This window comes from Streptomyces sp. NBC_01334, from assembly GCF_035983595.1.
Taxonomy (GTDB): Bacteria; Actinomycetota; Actinomycetes; order Streptomycetales; family Streptomycetaceae; genus Streptomyces; species Streptomyces coriariae.
The window spans coordinates 309931-328158 of sequence record NZ_CP130718.1 but is presented as its reverse complement, the minus strand read 5'-3'; the positions used below and the strand labels follow the sequence as shown (position 1 = coordinate 328158).

10 protein-coding genes are annotated in these 18228 nt (G+C 71.1%); 6 read left to right on the top strand and 4 right to left on the bottom strand.

Going from position 1 to position 18228, the window contains the following annotated elements:
• Positions 1–9 precede the first annotated feature (9 nt).
• A complete protein-coding gene (locus tag OG736_RS01470; RefSeq protein WP_327180726.1) occupies positions 10–1188 on the bottom strand; it encodes an alpha/beta hydrolase in 1179 nt (392 codons plus the stop codon).
• Between the two features lie 87 nt (positions 1189–1275).
• Here OG736_RS01470 and OG736_RS01465 point away from each other — a divergent pair, with 87 nt between their 5' ends.
• Positions 1276–1449, top strand: a complete 174-nt coding sequence (locus OG736_RS01465) for a hypothetical protein (RefSeq protein WP_327180725.1) — start codon at positions 1276–1278, stop codon at positions 1447–1449.
• 7 nt (positions 1450–1456) lie between these two features.
• Here the strand turns inward: OG736_RS01465 and OG736_RS01460 are convergent, their stop codons facing one another.
• Positions 1457–2677: an FAD-dependent monooxygenase gene (locus OG736_RS01460; RefSeq protein WP_327180724.1), complete on the bottom strand. Its 1221-nt coding sequence runs from the start codon at positions 2675–2677 to the stop codon at positions 1457–1459.
• Positions 2678–3202: 525 nt separating this feature from the next.
• Positions 3203–3943: a VOC family protein gene (locus OG736_RS01455; RefSeq protein WP_327180723.1), complete on the bottom strand. Its 741-nt coding sequence runs from the start codon at positions 3941–3943 to the stop codon at positions 3203–3205.
• A 379-nt stretch (positions 3944–4322) separates the two neighbouring features.
• On the opposite strand from OG736_RS01455, the gene OG736_RS01450 reads away from it, so the two are divergent.
• A complete protein-coding gene (locus tag OG736_RS01450) occupies positions 4323–6875 on the top strand; it encodes a pectate lyase-like domain-containing protein (RefSeq protein WP_327180722.1) in 2553 nt (850 codons plus the stop codon).
• A 204-nt stretch (positions 6876–7079) separates the two neighbouring features.
• Here OG736_RS01450 and OG736_RS01445 read toward each other — a convergent pair whose 3' ends face one another.
• The gene (locus OG736_RS01445; RefSeq protein ID WP_327180721.1) at positions 7080–7457 is read right to left on the bottom strand and encodes a nuclear transport factor 2 family protein; all 378 of its coding nucleotides are present in this window, start codon (positions 7455–7457) and stop codon (positions 7080–7082) included.
• A gap of 78 nt (positions 7458–7535) precedes the next feature.
• On the opposite strand from OG736_RS01445, the gene OG736_RS01440 reads away from it, so the two are divergent.
• The 4 genes from OG736_RS01440 (at position 7536) to OG736_RS01425 (ending at position 18150) form a co-directional block, all read left to right on the top strand.
• Entirely contained in the window at positions 7536–8339 is an 804-nt protein-coding gene (locus tag OG736_RS01440) for a DUF4097 family beta strand repeat-containing protein (protein ID WP_327180720.1), read from the top strand.
• 424 nt (positions 8340–8763) lie between these two features.
• The gene (locus tag OG736_RS01435) at positions 8764–11328 is read left to right on the top strand and encodes a glycoside hydrolase family 127 protein (protein WP_327180719.1); all 2565 of its coding nucleotides are present in this window, start codon (positions 8764–8766) and stop codon (positions 11326–11328) included.
• 93 nt (positions 11329–11421) lie between these two features.
• Complete coding sequence (locus OG736_RS01430; protein WP_327180718.1) at positions 11422–14847, top strand: glycosyl hydrolase; 3426 nt, start codon at positions 11422–11424, stop codon at positions 14845–14847.
• Positions 14848–14904: 57 nt separating this feature from the next.
• Positions 14905–18150, top strand: coding sequence for a family 78 glycoside hydrolase catalytic domain (locus OG736_RS01425; protein ID WP_327180717.1), 3246 nt, complete (start codon positions 14905–14907; stop codon positions 18148–18150).
• The last annotated feature ends 78 nt before the right edge of the window (positions 18151–18228 follow it).

Below are 18228 nucleotides of genomic sequence, written 5' to 3'. Positions count from 1 at the left end.
GACTACCTCTCAGTTCGAGATGCCGGGGCTCGGCAGGCCGCTCAGGCGCGCCGCCGTCCAGTCGGCGATGAGCGCGTCACGGTCGTGCTTGTGGTTGTAGACGCAGTGGTTGCCGTCGGAGAAGACGACCATCCGTTTGTCGTCCGTGGGTGCGCCGCGGAGAAGGATCCGCGCGAGGTCCATCGAGACCATGGGGTCCTCGCCGCCCTGCACGACCAGCAGCGGATAGCCGGCGTTGGGCCCGTCGGCGAGCGGGGTGACGGTCTTCCAGACGTCCACCGCGCGGGCCGCGTCCTCGGTTCCGCAGGCGGCGACCATCTTCGAGAAGAAGGTCCCCATCGTCGGCGGCACGAGCCATGGAGCGTGGATGCCTCCGTTGTCGACACACGCCCGGATCCGGGTGTCCTGCGCCGCGACGGCCATGGCGACACTGCCGCCCATGCTGTTGCCGACGAAGCCGATCGGGCGGCCCGGCGAGCGCTCGTCTAGGAAGCCGACGGCTCGTCCGTACGCGTCGCGCCACCGGCCGGTGAGGTAGTGCTCGTGCGTGAGCCTCGTCTCGCCCTGCCCCGGACCGTCGAGCAGCAGCGCGTCGACGCCGCGCGCCGCGAGGGCCTCGCCGACGCTGTCGAAATCCATGGCCCAGCCCTCGACACCCCCGATGACGACGGCGGATCCGACCGCGGTGCCGTCCGCGAGGACGAGCCAGCCCGCCAGGGGACCGCAGTCGGTGTCGATCGTGACGCGCTCGCGGTCACCGCTCGGTCCAGCGGCCCGCGCGTACAGTTGCGCGGCCCGCGCGAAGATCGACCGGCGTTCGGCTGTGTCCGACAGCATCATCATCTGGCTCATGCGCAGCAGGGCGGACGCACGGCGCAGGTACGCGATCCGCGTGGCTCTTCCGCCGGGCCCCTTGGCGTCCTCGACGCGGCGCGAACAGGTGTCCGCCAGCTCCGTCGCGGCCGAGCGCCAGTCCTGCCCCTCGACCACACGGGCACGCAGCTCGACGGCATCCGCGTGATCGACGCCGTAGCCGGTCATGCGCGCCAGTGAGAACTGGCGCAACGCCGCCTGCGATTCGACCGGGAGCCTCGACATGGCCTCCTCCGTCTCCGCGCGGCTGCCGACGAACGTCAGGTTCACGACCGGGGCCGAGTGGCCGTCGATGGCCTCCTGCGGTGCTGACATTCCTGAAACCCCTCCTGATCGGCCTGGCGCCCGGCGGTACGCCAGGGGGCTGTGAGGCGAACTGCGGCAGCGTGAGGTGTGCCGGTGTTGTCTTCGCTCGTCGGGGTCGGCGTCGTGGGCGTCGTGGGCGACGGTCCTGGTCACCTCGGGGTGAACGCCTCGGCCGCTGTGGCGAAGGAGGACGCCCAGTCGGTCGTGATGACGCTGCCGATGTATCCGTCGGGCCGGACGAGGATCAGCGCGTCGCCGCCGACACCGTAGATGCCGGTCAGCCGGCCGGTGTCGTCGGTGATGCAGTCGCTGTCGATTCCGCGCCCGCTGCGGACCGCGAAGCGGCGCAGTTCGGCACCCTCCGTCGGCCAGGCCCGCCCTGGTAGGTGAGCCCGAGCTGCCGCTCTTCGTCTCCGCGCTTAAGACCGGCGACGCTGTGCTTGTCGAGGCTGAGGCTCTGGTAGAGCTCGCTGGACTTGCCGAGGACGCCCGCGGCGATCGGGAGCCGTTCGGCCTCGTAGCTGTCGAGCAGGCTGTCCGGCGCGCCGGCGATCGCCTGAGCGAGCTTCCAGCCCAGGTTGTAGGCGTCCTGCACACCGGTGTTGAGGCCCTGCGCGCCGGCCGGGGTGTGCACGTGGGCGGCGTCGCCCGCGAGGAAGACCCGGCCCTGGCGGTAGTGCTCGACGAGTCGGACGTTGGGCCGGAACACCGAGACCCAGGTGATGTCGCGGAGCTTGAGGCGGGTGAGTGCGTGGAACCGGTCGGCCAGGGCGGCATGGTCGAGGTTCGGGGTGTCGCCCGGCTTCAGCCGGATCATCACCTGGAACTGGTCGGAGTGCGGCAGTGGGCATGCTCCTGCGGAAGCCTTGGGCCACATGTGCCACCGATCGCGGGACAGTCCGTCGATCGTGCAGTCGATGATGAGGGTCTTGTCGGAGTCGTCGGTGTGCCCGACGAAGCCGAGACCGGTGGCCGCCCGGACGGCACTCGCGCCGCCGTCGGCGCCGACGAGGTACTTGCTGCGCACCAGCTCGCCGGTGGAGAGCGTCGAGGTGACGCCGTCGGCATCCTGTGCGAAGCCTTCCAGGGCGACGCCGTACTCGACGGCCAGTCCGAGGCGGTCGAGCAGGCGGTGCAGGATGGCGTCGGTACGGTGCTGCGGCAGCAGCAGGATGTTCGGGTAGGGAACGTCCGGGGTCGGTCTGCTCCGCTGCTGCATCTTCCACGGCGCGGTGACCGGCCCGACGTGGAGCCCCGCGAGGGGGTAGGGGCCGCCCTCCGCCAGCGCCTCGTTCAGTACGCCGAGGTCCTCGAGCACTTCCTGGGTGCGGGGCTGGATCCCCTTGGCGCGGGAGCCCTCGAAGGCATGCGGCGCCTTGTTGACGACCCGGACGCGAAGGCCGCGCCGCAACAGGTCGGCCGCCAGGGTCGAGCCGGTCGGACCGGCTCCGGCGACGAGGACGTCGATGTCGACGTCGATGTCGTGGATCTCTGTCATGGTGATCGACCTCAATCGATTCTCTGCAGGAAGGGCGGGCGGCGCCCACGCCGGGCTGCGGAGGTCCGCGGACCGGGCCATGTGTCCGCACCGGAGGCACGTGGCATCCGACGGGATGAAGCACTTCCCGGACGGCGTCGAGGTGTCTCCCGCCGTCTTCCATTAATCGGATACGTCGTAGCCGATTCCTTTTGGTTACACCGTAGCCGTTTATAGGGGGTGCGACAAGCGGGAGCGCGGCAGCGACGGAAGCCGACAGAATCGGCACGAACGATCCCTGCGATCCCCCCGGACCTCCAGGCCGCGGTGAGCAGCCGGACCACGGCCCACCTGATCGGTACGACGTCGCCGCGAACGGCACGGGCGACATCGCCCGCGTGAAGGGTGCCCGGTGAGGTTCCGGGCGGTGGCGCCCACCACCCCCGCCGGGAAACGGCGCCCACCCCGGCCCGCGACACGTTTCCGGCACGGCTGACGGTGGGCGTGGCCGACGGCGGGGTGCCGTCAAGGCGTCAAGGCTCCACGTCAGGACGGGGCGAGGACGCAGAACTCGTGGCCCTCCGGGTCGGTCAGGCACGTCCACGGGACGTCGCCCTGGCCGAGGTCGAGGTCGGTGGCGCCGAGGGCGTGCAGCCGGTCCACCTCCGCTGCTTTGTCGTCACCGGGGTACGGCAGCAGGTCGAGATGGAGGCGGTCCGGCACCGTCTTCACGTCGGGAGTGCGGAGAAACTCGAGATACGGGCCGGCACCCTTGGCGGAGCGCAACGACGCGTGATCGTCGGTCACGTCGTGCAGGGTCCAGTCCGTCGCCTCGCCCCAGAACCGGGCCATGGCCCGCGGATCCGTGCAGTCGACCACCACGGTGGCGATCGGCCCGGTGTCCCGGTAGATCTCCCGGGGCTCCAGCACGCAGAACTCGTTGCCCTCCGGGTCGGCGAGGACCGTCCACGGCACGTCGCCCTGGCCCACGTGGACGGGCGTCGCACCGAGATCCTGGAGGCGCGCGACCAACTCCGCCTGATGGGCCGCGGAGGTGGTGGCGAGATCGAGGTGCACACGGTTCTTCGTCGTCGTCTTGGGCTCCGGGACGGGAACGACGTCGATGCAGACGGCGACCGGGTCGGGCCAGACGAGGCCGCCGGCGGGTCCGACGTAGGTGGTGACACCGGGGCTGTACGCGCTCCAGCCGAGCGCCTCCGCCCAGAACCGGCCTACCGCCGAGGCGTCAACAGCTTTGATGTTCACCTGAACAGGTCGCAGAGCCATGCCCGCGATCCTATGCGCCCGCTCCGCAACGACAGCCGCAGGCGCCGTCGCCAGTCTCTGCCGTCACGCAGACGCGATGGGCGACGCCCTCGGCCGCGAGCTCACCCCGCCACGGACACCTCGACCTGGACGGGCGGTCGGGTCGACGGCGCACGGAGGCTATGCGAAAGCCTCGCCTTGGAGGCATGTCGTCAACATGTCAAGGGATGCGGCGAAAGCAGGTCCGGAAAGATTTCAACTTTCGAAGGCTTGCCGAGACTGAGAACTCATCAGTTAAATCAAGACGTGAACTAAGCGTCGCAGCAGTGACCTTGGCGTACCGCCGCGGCTGCTGCCGACGCGCTCGTGCCCTTTTCCCGACGCACCCGCAGGGACCTTCATGAGACTCAGATCCCTGGGTGTCGCGCTCGCCGCCACGGCAGCGCTGATCACCCTGCCCACGATCCAGCCACCGGTGGCTGTGGCCGCCGACGCCAACCTGTCCCAGGGCAGAACGGCAACGGCATCCTCGAACGAGAACGCGGGCACGCCCGCGCCCTACGCGGTCGACGGCGACACCGGCACCCGGTGGTCCTCGGCCGCCACCGACGACCAGTGGCTGCAGGTCGACCTCGGAACCGGCGCCACGATCAGCCAGGTCGTCGTCGACTGGGAGGCCGCCTACGGCAAGGACTACAAGATCCAGTCCTCGTCCGACGGCAGCACCTGGACGGACCTGCGTACGGTCACCGGCGGAGACGGCGGCACCGACACACTCGCGGTCTCCGGCCAAGGCCGTTACGTACGTCTGCAGGGCGTCCACCGGGCGACACAATGGGGCTACTCCGTCTGGGAGTTCCAGGTGTTCGGCACCACCGGCGGAACGCCTCAGCCCGGTGACTGCTCCACCGTCAACTCGGCGCAGGGCAAGACCGCGTCCGCGTCCTCGACCGAGAACGCCGGTACCCCCGCGTCCGCCGCGTTCGACGGCAACGACTCCACCCGTTGGTCCAGCCAGGCCTCGGACCCGCAGTGGCTGCGCGTCGACCTGGGCTCGTCCCAGGACATCTGCGGGATCGACCTGAACTGGGAAGCCGCGTACGGCAAGGACTTCCAGATCCAGACCTCCACCGACGGCCAGAACTGGAACACCGTCAAGACCGTCACCGGCGCGACCGGCGGCCGCGCCTCCTACGACGTCAGCGGAACGGGCCGCCACGTCCGCGTTCTCGGGACGGCCCGCGGGACGGCCTACGGCTACTCGCTCTGGGAGTTCGGCGTGCACACCACGTCCGGCGGCACCGGAGGCCCGGTCCAGGGCGGCGGCGACCTCGGCCCGAACGTGATCGTCGTCGACCCCTCCACACCCAACCTCCAGCAGAGGTTCGACCAGGTCTTCGCCCAGCAGGAGTCCGCGCAGTTCGGCTCCGGTCGCTACCAGTTCCTGCTCAAGCCGGGAACCTACAACGGCATCAACGCCCAACTCGGCTTCTACACCTCCGTCTCCGGCCTCGGACTGAACCCCGACGACACCCAGATCAACGGCGACATCACCGTGGACGCGGGCTGGTTCAACGGCAACGCCACGCAGAACTTCTGGCGTTCGGCGGAGAACCTGGCGATCACACCGTCGAACGGCACCGACCGCTGGGCCGTAGCCCAGGCCGCGCCGTTCCGCCGCATTCACGTCAAGGGCGGCCTCAATCTCGCCCCCAACGGCTACGGATGGGCCTCCGGCGGCTACATCGCCGACTCCAAGATCGACGGCACGGTCGGCCCCTACTCCCAGCAGCAGTGGTACACCCGTGACAGCTCCGTGGGCGGCTGGACCAACGGCGTGTGGAACATGACGTTCACCGGAGTCCAGGGCGCCCCAGCGACCAACTTCGACACCGGCCCCTACACCACGCTGGACACCACCCCGATCTCCCGCGAGAAGCCGTTCCTGTACCTCGACGGCAACGACTACAAGGTCTTCGTCCCCGCCAAGCGCACCGACGCGCGCGGCGTGTCCTGGCCCGCCAACGCCGGCACCTCGCTCCCAATCGGCCAGTTCTACGTCGTCAAGCCCGGCGCGACGGCGGCCACCATCAACACCGCCCTGGCCCAGGGCCTGAACCTGCTGTTCACGCCCGGCGTCTACCACCTCGACCAGACGATCAACGTCACCCGAGCCGACACCGTGGTGCTCGGGCTGGGTCTGGCGACCATCGTGCCCGACGGGGGCGTCGACGCCCTGCACGTCGCGGACGTCGACGGCGTCCGGCTGGCCGGATTCCTCATCGACGCCGGCGCCACCCGGTCCGCCACCCTGCTGCAGATCGGTCCGGCCGGAGCGGCCGCGGACCACTCCGCCAATCCGACCACCATGCAGGACGTATTCGTCCGCATCGGCGGCGCGGGCCCCGGCCTGGCGACCGACTCCGTCGTGGTCAACAGCGACGACGTCGTCATCGACCACACCTGGATCTGGCGTGCCGACCACGGCGAGGGCGTCGGCTGGGAGACCAACCGGGCCGACTACGGACTGCGGGTCAACGGCGACGACGTCCTGGCCACCGGCCTGTTCGTGGAGCACTTCAACAAGTACGACGTCGTATGGAACGGCGAGAGGGGGCGCACGATCTTCTTCCAGAACGAGAAGGCCTACGACGCCCCCGACGCCGCCGCCATCACACACGACGGCATCGTCGGATGGGCGGCCTACAAGGTTGCCGACACGGTGGCCGTGCACGAGGCGTGGGGTCTGGGCAGCTACTGCAACTACACCTCCGATCCCTCGATCGTGCAGCGCCACGGCTTCCAGGTCCCGGTCAAGGCGGGCGTCAAGATGCACAACCTCCAGGTGATCTCCCTGGGAGGCAAGGGCCAGTACGCCCATGTCGTCAACGACACCGGGGCCCCGACCTCGGGGACGGACACCGTGCCGTCGAAGGTGACCTCGTTCCCGTGATCCACGGGAGCGGCGTCGCATCGCACTGTTGAACCCGCTGCCGGGGCCATGAGTCGGTGGCCCCGGCAGCGGGCTGACGGGGCGCTGTGGTCGGTGGGTCGCCACGCGTGGCGGTTCCCGCGACGGGGTGACCGCCGTCAGGAGATGCCGTCACGTTCGAGGTGGCTGGGAGGTTCGAAGCAAGCTGAGCGACCCCCGGGGCGATCAGTCGTCGAAGTAGGCCTTGGCGACGGCGTAGGTGTTCTCGTAGAGGTGGTAGCGGGTGATCAGCCCGTCCTGGACCGTGGTGTGCAGGGCGAACGCGGTGTCGATGTCCCGGCCGGTCTTCTTGACCTCGGAGACCATGCGTCCGACGAGCACCACGTCGTCGCCCTCGGCGATGATCTGGCGGAGGTCGAACTCCTTGGCCTGCACATGCGTCTGAAGCAGCTCGAAGAACGTCCGCATGTCCTGAGCCGAGTCGACCTCCGGCACCCAGGGAATGCCCGGCGGATGCGGGATGGAGAACGACACCGAGTCGGCGAACAGTGCCGCCGCCTCCGCGCTCTTCCCCTCCGCCAGCAGCGGGAACAAACGTTGCACAGTCTGTGTCGGTGACTCTGCCGTCATGTGCGCCGACCCGACAGGTCGGACATGCGAGGCGCGCGGTGTGCCGCGGTCATGACGGTGCCGACTCGGGGCACCCGGACGGGCATGAAGGCGAAGCCGGCAAGGCGCGTGCTGCTTGCGACCGTTGTGCTGACGGTCCTCCCCTTCGCCGTGTCATGCGGCGACCAGGAACACGGGGGAGCCGGTGGACCGGCCGCGGCGGGACCGCCCGCCCTCGCGCGATCCGGGACCCACCTCGTCATCACCACCGAGAACGGGCTGGTGCTGCGCCCCGCCGACGGCCGTCGTGTCACCGTGGACGATCGCGCCGACGGCGAATGGTCGCACGACGACGACACCTGGACCCTGGACCTGTCCTGCGCGGATCGGGAGGGGGAGCGGGGCGAGGAAGCGTGTCCCCGCATGCCGTACGTGAAGGTCCCGGACGGCGTGAGTGTCACGGTCAGTGCCCGCAACGCGGGTGTGGACGTGGCGGGACTCGACGCGGCGCTGGACGTCACGACCGTCAACGGCGACGTGACGGTGACACGTTCCGGGAAGGGCGACGCACCGGTACGGCTGACCACCCGCAACGGCTCGGTGCGCGCGACGGCACTCGACGCGGGCCGGCTGCACGCGGCGACCACCAACGGTGACGTGATCCTCGCGTGCGCCACCGCGCCGTCGGGTGTCACCGCCGCCACCACCAACGGCTCGGTCGCCGTCACCGTTCCGCACGGCGCCCCCGCGTATCTGGTCACGACCGGTACGGACAACGGCCGGGCCACGGTGGGAGTGCCCACGAGCGACGACCGCCAGGGTCCGGCGATGACGCTGACGACAGTCAACGGCGACGTCGGCGTGCGCCGCGACTGAGCCCGTCGGCCTCCGCCGATCCCGACGCCGATCCCGATCCCGACGCCGATGTCGTCGCACCCCCGCGACGCCGGGTGACCCGGACGCGGGCAGGGCCTGCATGTCGCTCCTCAACCCGCCCGCGATCCCGGTCAATTGAACGTTTCAATTCGCTCCCTCAAGGTCAGGCCCTGATGCGGCCCGAAGGGGAGACCTTCCGGCCTATCGCCAAATCACTACTCTGAGCTGGTAGTTCGCTATCTCCCCTCAGGCGGCTTCGATCAATCCCTGTGAGAAGTCTTGACGCTTGTCATGGTCGAGCTTAGCGTCTGCGCCTGCACAGTAGAACGATTCAATTAAGCGCAGCGCAGCGCTTCGCCCGTCGGTGCGGAGTGGCGGCTGCCCGTCTCGTGCTTCCGCGTCCTGCTGAAGGGAGTCCCGCACGTTGCCCGCACCACGCGACACCGCCGGCCCGTCCCGCCGTCAGATGCTGTTCACCGCGGCGGCCGTCACGGCGGTCGGCCCCACCGCGGCGGCCCGTGCCGCCGAAGCGGTCCCCCGCCCGGTCGAAACCGCAGGAGGGGCCGGTGCCGAACCCTCCCTCGCCGCCTTCGGCCTGTCCGAGGTCCGGCTCCTGGAGAGCCCCTTCCTCGCCAACATGCGGCGCACCTGCGCCTATCTGCTCTTCGTGGACGCCGACCGGCTTCTGCACACCTTCCGCAGGACCGTCGGTCTGCCCTCCACGGCCGAGCCCTGCGGCGGATGGGAGGCTCCCGACGTCCAGCTCCGCGGCCACACCATGGGCCATCTGCTCAGCGGCCTGGCCCAGGCGCACGCCGCCACCGGTGACTCCGCGTACGCGGACAAGGGCAAGAACCTGGTCACCGCGCTCGCCGAATGCCAACGGGCGGCCCCGGCCGCCGGCTTCTCGTCCGGCTACCTTTCGGCGTTCCCCGAGGCGGTCTTCGACCAGCTGGAGGCGGGCGGGAAGCCCTGGGCGCCCTACTACACCCTGCACAAGATCATGGCGGGTCTGCTCGACCAGTACCGGCTGAGCGGCAACGGCCAAGCCCTGGAGGTGCTGCGGGGGACGGCCGCGTGGGCCGATGCCCGCACCGCGCCGCTGTCCTACGAGCGGATGCAGAACCTGCTGAAGGTCGAGTTCGGCGGCATGAACGACGTACTGACGCGGCTGTACCAGGTGACGGGCGACCCCGCCCACCTGCGCACCGCCCGCCGGTTCGACCACGAGGAGCTGTACGCTCCGCTCGCCGCCGGCCGTGACGAGCTCGCGGGACGCCACGCCAACACCGAGATCGCCAAGATCGTCGCGGTCCCGTCCTACGAGGCCACGGGGGAGTCCCGCTACCTGGACATCGCGGACACCTTCTGGACGACCGTCGTACGCCACCACTCGTACGCCATCGGCGGCAACTCCGACCAGGAACTCTTCGGGCAGCCCGACGAGATCGTCAGCAGGCTCTCCGAGGTCACCTGCGAGAACTGCAACAGCTACAACATGCTGAAGCTGGGGCGGCATCTCTTCCTGCACCGCCCCGACCGCGCGGACTGCATGGACCACTACGAGTGGACCCTCTACAACCAGATGCTGGCTGAGCAGGACCCCGACTCGGCGCACGGGTTCGTCACCTACTACACGGGTCTGTGGGCCGGCTCCCGGCGCGAACCCAAGGGTGGACTCGGCTCGGCCCCGGGCAGCTACAGCGGCGACTACGACAACTTGTCCTGCGACCACGGCACCGGCCTGGAGACCCACACCAAGTTCGCCGACTCGGTCTACTTCCGCTCCCGTGACGGCCGCTCGTTGTCGCTCTACGTCAATCTGTTCATTCCCTCCGAAGTCAGCTGGTCACAGGGTGGAGTGACGATCCGTCAGCAGACGCGGTACCCGTCGGAGGGGCGGACACGGCTCACCGTCACCGCGGGGCGGGGGCGCTTCGCGCTGCGGATCCGGATCCCCGCCTGGGTGGCCGACACCGGACACGCCGCCGCGCTGAAGGTCAACGGACACCCGTTCACCACGCGGGTCCGCCCCGGTTCCTACGCCACGGTGGAACGCTCCTGGCGCGCCGGGGACACGGTCGAGCTGACCCTCCCGCGCCGGGCCGTGTGGACCCCGGCGCCCGACAACCCCCAGGTGACCTCGCTGTCGTACGGCCCTCTGGTGCTGGCGGGCGAGTACGGCGACACCGAACTCGCCACGGTCCCGACGATCCGCCCGCAGTCGCTGCGCCCCGTCACCGGCACCTCCACCCGGTTCACCGCGCTCGCGGACGGCCGGTCCGTGGCACTGCGGCCGTTCCACGAGGTGCACCACCAGCGCTACAACGTCTACTGGGCGGTGACCCCGCGCCGGGGACGCGCCCGGGACATCGCCCACTATCCGTTCGGCGAGGGGACGGGCGCCGCCACCGACCGCACCGGCAGCTTCCCCGACGCGATGCTGTCCCCGGGCGCCACCTGGGAGGACGACGGCACCGGGCCGGCCGTGTCCCTCAACGGCAGCGGCGGGCATGTCGCCCTGCCCGCAGGCCTGTTGAGCGGGCTGAACGAGGTGACGATCAGTGTCCGGGTCCGGGTCGACACCCTCGCCGCCTCGGCCCGCGTCTTCGACTTCGGCTATCACAAGGACACCTATCTCTTCCTGGCCGCCACCACCGGCGCAGGGCGCGCCCGAGCCGCGCTGAAGATCGCCGGCATGGAGCGGGAGGACTTCGTCGACGCGACGGGCCCTCTGCCCCTGGGCCGTTGGGTGCACATCGCGCTCACCCTGGGCGGCGGCACCGCGGTGCTCTACCTGGACGGCGCCGAGACCGGCCGCAACCCGGCCATGGTCGCGAGCCCACTGCTGCTCGGCAGGACCACCCGCAGCTGTCTCGGGCGCTCGCAGAACAGCACCCACCCGTATCTGCACGGTGCGGTACGCGATCTCCGGGTGCACAACCGGGCCCTCGCTGCGTCGGACGTGGCGCGGCTGGCGACCGGCTGAGCACGTCACCCCTCCGCACCCGCAGCATCCGCACCCGAACCTCCCTCTTCCGATCCGTCACGGCCGCGCGCCGAACTTCGCAGGAGCTCACGCATGTCCGACATCACCCCCGGCCAGATCCCCGAAGTCCCGCTGTCCAGACGTGGATTCGTCGCCGCCGCGAGCATCGGCACCGCCGTCGCCACGGGCCTGCCCGGTCTCGGCCTCGCCGTACCGCCCGCCTCCGCCGCGCCCCGGGATCCGTCACCCGCCGCCGCACCCGCCGCCTTCACCACCAGGCGCTTCACCGACCCGCCCAAGGACAGCCGTCCCACCGTCTACTGGTACTGGAACGGCCCCGTCACCGCGGAACTCGTCGACCGGCAGCTCGCCGACCTGCGGGACAAGGGCATGTACGAGGTGATCCTGTTCTCCTTCGACAACGATGCCATGCGGCCCGTCTTCTTCACCGAGGACTGGTTCGACATCGTCGAGCACGTGCTGCGCACCGCGGAACGCACCGGAATGCGCGTCTGGCTGTTCAACGACGACCACTTCCCGAGCGGCCGGGCCGGCGAGTACATCGTCAAGGGCGGCACGGTCGGCTCCCACACCTACCAGCCCCGCCCGGACCTCCGGCTCAAGGCCCTGTGGCGGTCCACCACGGTGGTCCAGGGCCCGGCCCGCGCCGACCTGCGCCGCAGCACCGGCGTGGGCGTGGAGGCCGGACACCTGGTCGCCGACGCCGCGGTCCTCGACGGGGCCACCGTGCTGCGCGGCGGGGAGCGGTGGAGCGACCTGACCGTCACCGCGAGCGCCAAGGCGGACCACACCGCCGCAGGGCTCGTCGTACGGGCCTCCGCGGACGCCCTGGACGGCTACGCGGTCGCCTTCGACCAGACCGGTGTCGTCACCGTGCAGCGACTGACCCGGGACGCCGACCCCGTGCAACTGCTGCGCAGCACCCGGACCGACGGCTTCAACAAGACCAAGTACCACACCCTCGCCGTCACCGTCCGCGGCGCCACCGTCTCGGTCACCCTCGACGGCCGGGACAAGGGCTCCGTGACCGACGAGCGCCACCCCTCGGGGAGCGTCGGTGTGCGTGCGATCGGTGACGAACGCGGCCTGTGGGACAGCCTCGCCGTCATCGCGGCAGACGGCACCACGCTGTACTCGACGACGTTCGACGACGCGGCCGCCGCGGGCGACTTCCCCGAGCGGGCGTCCCTCGGCGTCACGGCCGTCGCCGCCGCGGCCCGCCCGGCCGGCTCCACCGACGCGTCCGACGTGGTCGACCTGACGGCACGGCTCGCGAAGGACGGCAACTGGAGCGTCCCCGAGGGGCGTTGGCAGATCGACCTGTTCGGCGGCGTTCCGCTGGTCGACGACACCCAGGGCTACAGCCGCAGTTACGTGGACCTGCTCGACGACGAGCCCGTACGGCTCTTCCTCGACATCGTCCCCGGCGAGTACCACCGCCGCTTCCGCAGGTACTTCGGCACCGTCGTCCCCGGATTCTGGGACGACGAGCCGTTCTTCGCCTCCGCCGAGGCCCACTTCAAGCGGCTGCCCTGGTCGCCGACGCTCGACAAGGCGCTGCGCGCGGTGGACGTCGAGCCCGGCGTGGCCTACGCCGCCGCCTTCGACGACCTCGGCCGCACCGGCCGGATCGCGCGCGGCCGCTACTGGCAGGCCGTCTCCAACCGGTTCGCCCAGTACTTCCGCGCCCAGGCCCGCTGGTGCGAGGAGCGGAACGTCGCACTGATCACCAACCCGCTCTACGACGAGGCCGCCCCCACCAAGCGCATCCCCACCACCGGCGACCTGCACAAGGTCAACCAGTGGGCCCAGGTCCCCGGCGGCGACATCATCACCGCCGAGTACGTGGCCGGACAGCAGACCATGCTGCCGCGCAACCCGGTCTCGGTCGCCCACCAGATGGGCCGGGAGCGGGCCCTGATGGAGATGTTCGGCAACATGGGCTGGCAGGTCACGCCCGGCTTCGTGCACGCGACCGTCGGGGCGCAGGCCGCCCGCGGGGTCAACCTCACCGTCCTGCACGCCCTGTGGACCGACGAGGCCGTCGTCTACTTCCCGCCGCCCTTCGGCCCCCGCGCACCCTGGTGGTGGTCCATGCGTCCGCTCGCCGAGTGGATCGGCCGGGTCATGGAGGCCGGCCGTGGCACGTCCGCCGCCCGTACGGCGATCCTCCAGCCGCAGCGGGCCGCCGAACAGTGGTCCGGCACCGACCGGCAGGGCCGGATCGACGGCGCCCTCGCCGACGCCGCCTACGCGCTGGAGCGCGTCCAGGTCGACTTCGACCTCCTCCACGAGGGCGCCCTCACCGGCGATCCGGACCTGCTGGCCCACGCCCGCGTGCGGTCCGGCCGCCTTGCCGTCGGAAGCGCCCGCTACGACCTCGTCGTGCTGCCGGTCGTCCCGACCCTGGACGCGACCACCGTCCGCACCCTGAGCGACTTCGTCCGGGCCGGGGGCACCGTCGTCGCCGTGGGCACGCTGCCCGCCGACGAGGCCGACGGCAACGACCGCTCCCTGACCCGCGCCCTGAACGACCTGTTCGGCGACGGCGTCTCCGGCAGCCGCACCCTCGGACGGGGACACGCGGTCCGCGTCGCCGACGTGACCGCCCTGGGCGCGGCCGCGCAGGACGCCGGCGCGGCGGTCGCCGTCCTGGAACCCGCCCGGGAGGCGATCCGGGCCCTGCGCGTCACCCGGGGAGACGACACCGCCTTCCTGTTCAACAACGAGAGCGCCACGGCCGTCGCGACCACCGCGGTCCTGGCAGCCGAGGGCGTGCCGGAGCTGTGGGACCCGGCGACCGGTGAGACCACGCCGGCGCCCGTCCACCGGACGAGCAGGCGCGGCCTGCACATACCGCTGTCCTTCCAGGCGTACGAGACCCGGATCGTCGTCGTGCGCCGCAACGCCACGGCCCCGCCCCACCTCACGGACGCCTCCCTGGACGTCCTCTCCGTCCAGCGGCACGGCCGCGAACTGCGGGCCACGGTCGAGGTGTCGGAGCCCGGCACCCATCGGCTCACCGGTACCGACTCCGGCCGCACCTACCGGGGCACGGTCCGCGTCGACGACCCGCTCACCCCGGTCCCCGTCACCGGCGACTGGACGCTCACCCTGGACCGCGCCGGCGACACCCCGGTCACCGGCCCGCTCGGCAGCTGGACCACCACCGCCCCGCTGTTCTCCGGCAGCGGCACCTACACCACGCGGATCGACGTGGACAGCGCGGTCCTCGACGGCCGGCGCGTCCTGCTCGACCTCGGCGACGTGCGGGACGTGGCCGGGGTGACGGTTAACGGCAAGGAACTCGAACCGCTGCTGTGGACGCCGTTCGTCACGGACGTCACCGGTCTGCTCGTCCCCGGGGCCAACCGCCTCGCCGTACGCGTCTCCAACACCCTCTCCAACGAGCGCAACAAGCCGCTTCCCTCCGGGCTGCTCGGCCCGGTGAGCCTGCGATTCCGGCGCCGCGTGACCGCGGTGCTCGAACGCGTCTGACGCGCGCCCCCGGCCGAAGGAACGACTCCCCGCAGAATCACTCACTGAAGGACCTCCATGCCCAGATCCAGATCCCGCGTCGGACGGCGGCGCCTCGCCCTCCTGCTGCCCGCCGCGGTGACCGCCTTCGTCACCGCCGTCTCCGGCACCGTCACGGCCCATGCCACGACCGCCGGCACCCTCACCCCGGGGCACCTGCGCACCCAGCATCTCGACGAGGCGCTCGGCATCGACGACACGACCCCGGTGCTCAGCTGGCAGACCACGGCCCGCACCGCGGGCGTCCTGCAGAGCGCCTACCGCATCCAGGCGGCCACCTCGGCCGAGCGCCTGCGGTCCGGCCGGGCCGACCTGTGGGATTCCGGGAAGGTCTCCTCCGCCGTGCCGAAGACGACCTACGCGGGCCGCGCGCTCGGCTCCCGCACCCGCGTCCACTGGCGCATCATGCTCTGGTCGGGGGCCGGCCGCGAGTCCGGCTGGAGCGACACCGCCGTCTTCGAGACCGGGCTGACCCGGGCGTCCGACTGGGACGCCGACTGGATCACCCACCCCGACTGGCGATTGAGCGAGCGGCAGATCGAGCCGGTCGTCGTCGAACTGCCCCGCACCACCGCCCGTTACCTCCGGCTCGACGTGACCCGCCTCGGCCTGCCGCTCAAGGAGAGCGTCGACGCCCGCACCTGGCGGCTCCAGCTCGGCGAGATCGACGTACGGGACTCGCGGACCGCCACGGCGGGGCTCGCCAAGGGCGCCGCGGTCACCGCCTCCGAGACGACCACCGTCCGCAAGACCTACGAGCCCGCCCTCGCGGTGGACGGTCTGCCCAACAGCGCCCTGCAGACCGCCGCCGGCTACTCCAGCGCGGCACACACCTCCGCCGACACCTCGGCCACCCCCGTCACCCTCACCCTCGACCTCAAGTCGGCGAAGACCTTCGACCAGGTTGCGCTCTATCCGCGCGCGGACGTCCTCACCGCCGACGGCCGCGTCCCGAACTTCCCCGTCGACTACGCCCTGTCCACGGCCGACACCGCGACCGGACCGTACAACCAGCTCTCCGCGGTCTCCGGCCAACAGCCACCGAAGCCGTACCTTCCGGCCGGACTGCCGCTGCTGGCCGACGACTTCACGCTGTCGCGCGGTGTGCGCAGCGCCCGCCTGTACATCGCCGGTCTGGGCATCTACGACGCCACCCTGAACGGTGAGCCGGTGGGCGACGCCGTGGTGGAGCCGGCCAACACCGACTACCGCGAGCGCGTCCAGTACGCCACCTACGACGTCACCGACCGGCTGCGAGCGGGCGCCAACACCCTCGGCGTGGCGCTGGGCAACGGGATGTCCAACGTCGTCAGCACCGCCGACCGCTACCGCAAGCTGCACGGCAACATCAGCGACCCCAAGCTCATCGCGCAGCTGGAGATGACCCTCGCCGACGGCAGCCGCCGCACCGTGAAGACCGGCGACGACTGGCGCACCGCACTCGGCCCCACGACCTCCAGCAACTGGTACGGCGGCGAGGACCACGACGCCCGCCGCGAGCTCCCGCACTGGGACGAGCCCCGGGGCGACCACCGGTCCTGGGACCGCGCGGTCACCGTCGCCGCCCCGGGCACCACGGACGCGCCCGCCGCGCTCAGCGCCCGGGAGACCGAACCGATCCGGGTCGTGCAGACCCTCACCGGCAAGGAGATCGACGCAGCCGCGGGGAGCCGCGTCTTCGATCTGGGCCGCAACATCGTCGGCTGGCCGGAGATCACCGTCAGCGCCCCCGCCGGCACGGAGGTCCGCGTCTACCCTGCCGAGAGCCTCAAGGACGGCCACGCCTTCCAGTCCATCAGCAACGTCGGCGGCCCCCTGTGGGACAGCTACACCACCCGCGACACGCGCGGCGCCACCTGGCATCCGACGTTCGGCTACCACGGCTTCCGCTACCTGGAGTTGAGGGGCCTGCCCGACGGGGCGAAGGTCACCGTGCGCGGCAAGGTGCTGCGCACCGACAACGCCTCGGCCGGCACCTTCACCAGCTCCGACCCGCTGATCAACGGCATCCACGGCCTGATCCGCCGGGCCGTCGAGGGCAACATGATGAGCGTCCTCACCGACTGCCCGAGCCGGGAGAAGCTGGGCTGGCTCGAACAGGACCAGCTGGTCTTCCCCGCACTGGCCGCCAACTACGACATGCAGGCCCACCTGCGCAAGATCGTCCGGGACATGGCCGACGCGCAGACCGCCGAGGGCCTGATCCCCAGCACCGTTCCCGAGTACACGAGCCTGCCGGGCGCCTACCGCAACGACTCCAACTGGGGCGGCGCCTTCGTCCTGGTGCCCTGGCAGCTCTACACCACCTACGGCGACACCGACACCCTGCGCACCTACTACCCCCGCATGCGCCAGTACGCGGCCTTCCTCCAGACCCAGGTGGCCGAAGGCATCCTCGACTACGGCCTCGGCGACTGGTTCACCCCGGACCGCACGTTCCCGCGCGCCGTGGCCGGGACGTACGGCTACTGGCGCGTCGTGGACGCCCTCGCCCGGATCTCCACCGTCCTCGGCGACGACGCGGCGGCCGCGGACCACCGGACGCAGGCCGACACCGCCGCCCGGGCCCTGGCGGCCAAGTACTACGACGCGGCGACCGGCACCTTCGCGGGCGGCGGCCAGGGGGCGGAAGCCCTCGCCCTCGACATGGGCGCCTACCCGGAAGGGCAGAAGGACCGCCTGCTGTCCCACTTCACCGGAGCCGTCGAGACCGCGGGCTTCCACCTGCTGCTGGGTGAGATCTCCCTGCCCGCCGCCTTCCGGGTCCTGTCCGAGGCCGGCCGCGACGACGTCGTCCAGCGCATCGCCACCCAAACCACCAGCCCCAGCTACGGCTACCAGGTGGCCGCCGGCAACACCACGCTGGGCGAGTCCTGGGACGGCGGCCCGGGCCAGTCGCAGAACCACTTCATGCTCGGAGCCATCGACTCCTGGTTCACCAGCAGGGTCGCCGGCATCGCACAGACGCCCGGATCGGTGGGCTACGCGGAACTGCTCATCGACCCGGCCGTCGAGGGCGACCTGACTTCGGCGTCCGGCTCGTACCGCACCCCCTACGGTCTGGCCCGCACCGACTGGGCCCGCACGGACGGCCGCTTCCGTCTGACGGTGGAGGTACCGGCCGGCAGCACGGCGGAGATCCACGTCCCCACCGGTGACGGCCGTGCCACCGCCCCCGAGGGCACGCATCTGGTGCGCGCCACGGCCACCGAGGCGGTGTACGCGGTCGGTTCGGGGCACTGGAGCTTCGGCTCGACGCTGTAGCCCTCAGCCCTGGAGGCCCACCGCGGCCGAGTCACCGGAACCAGGTGTCCGACTCGGCCGCGGTGGGCCGCCGCTGTT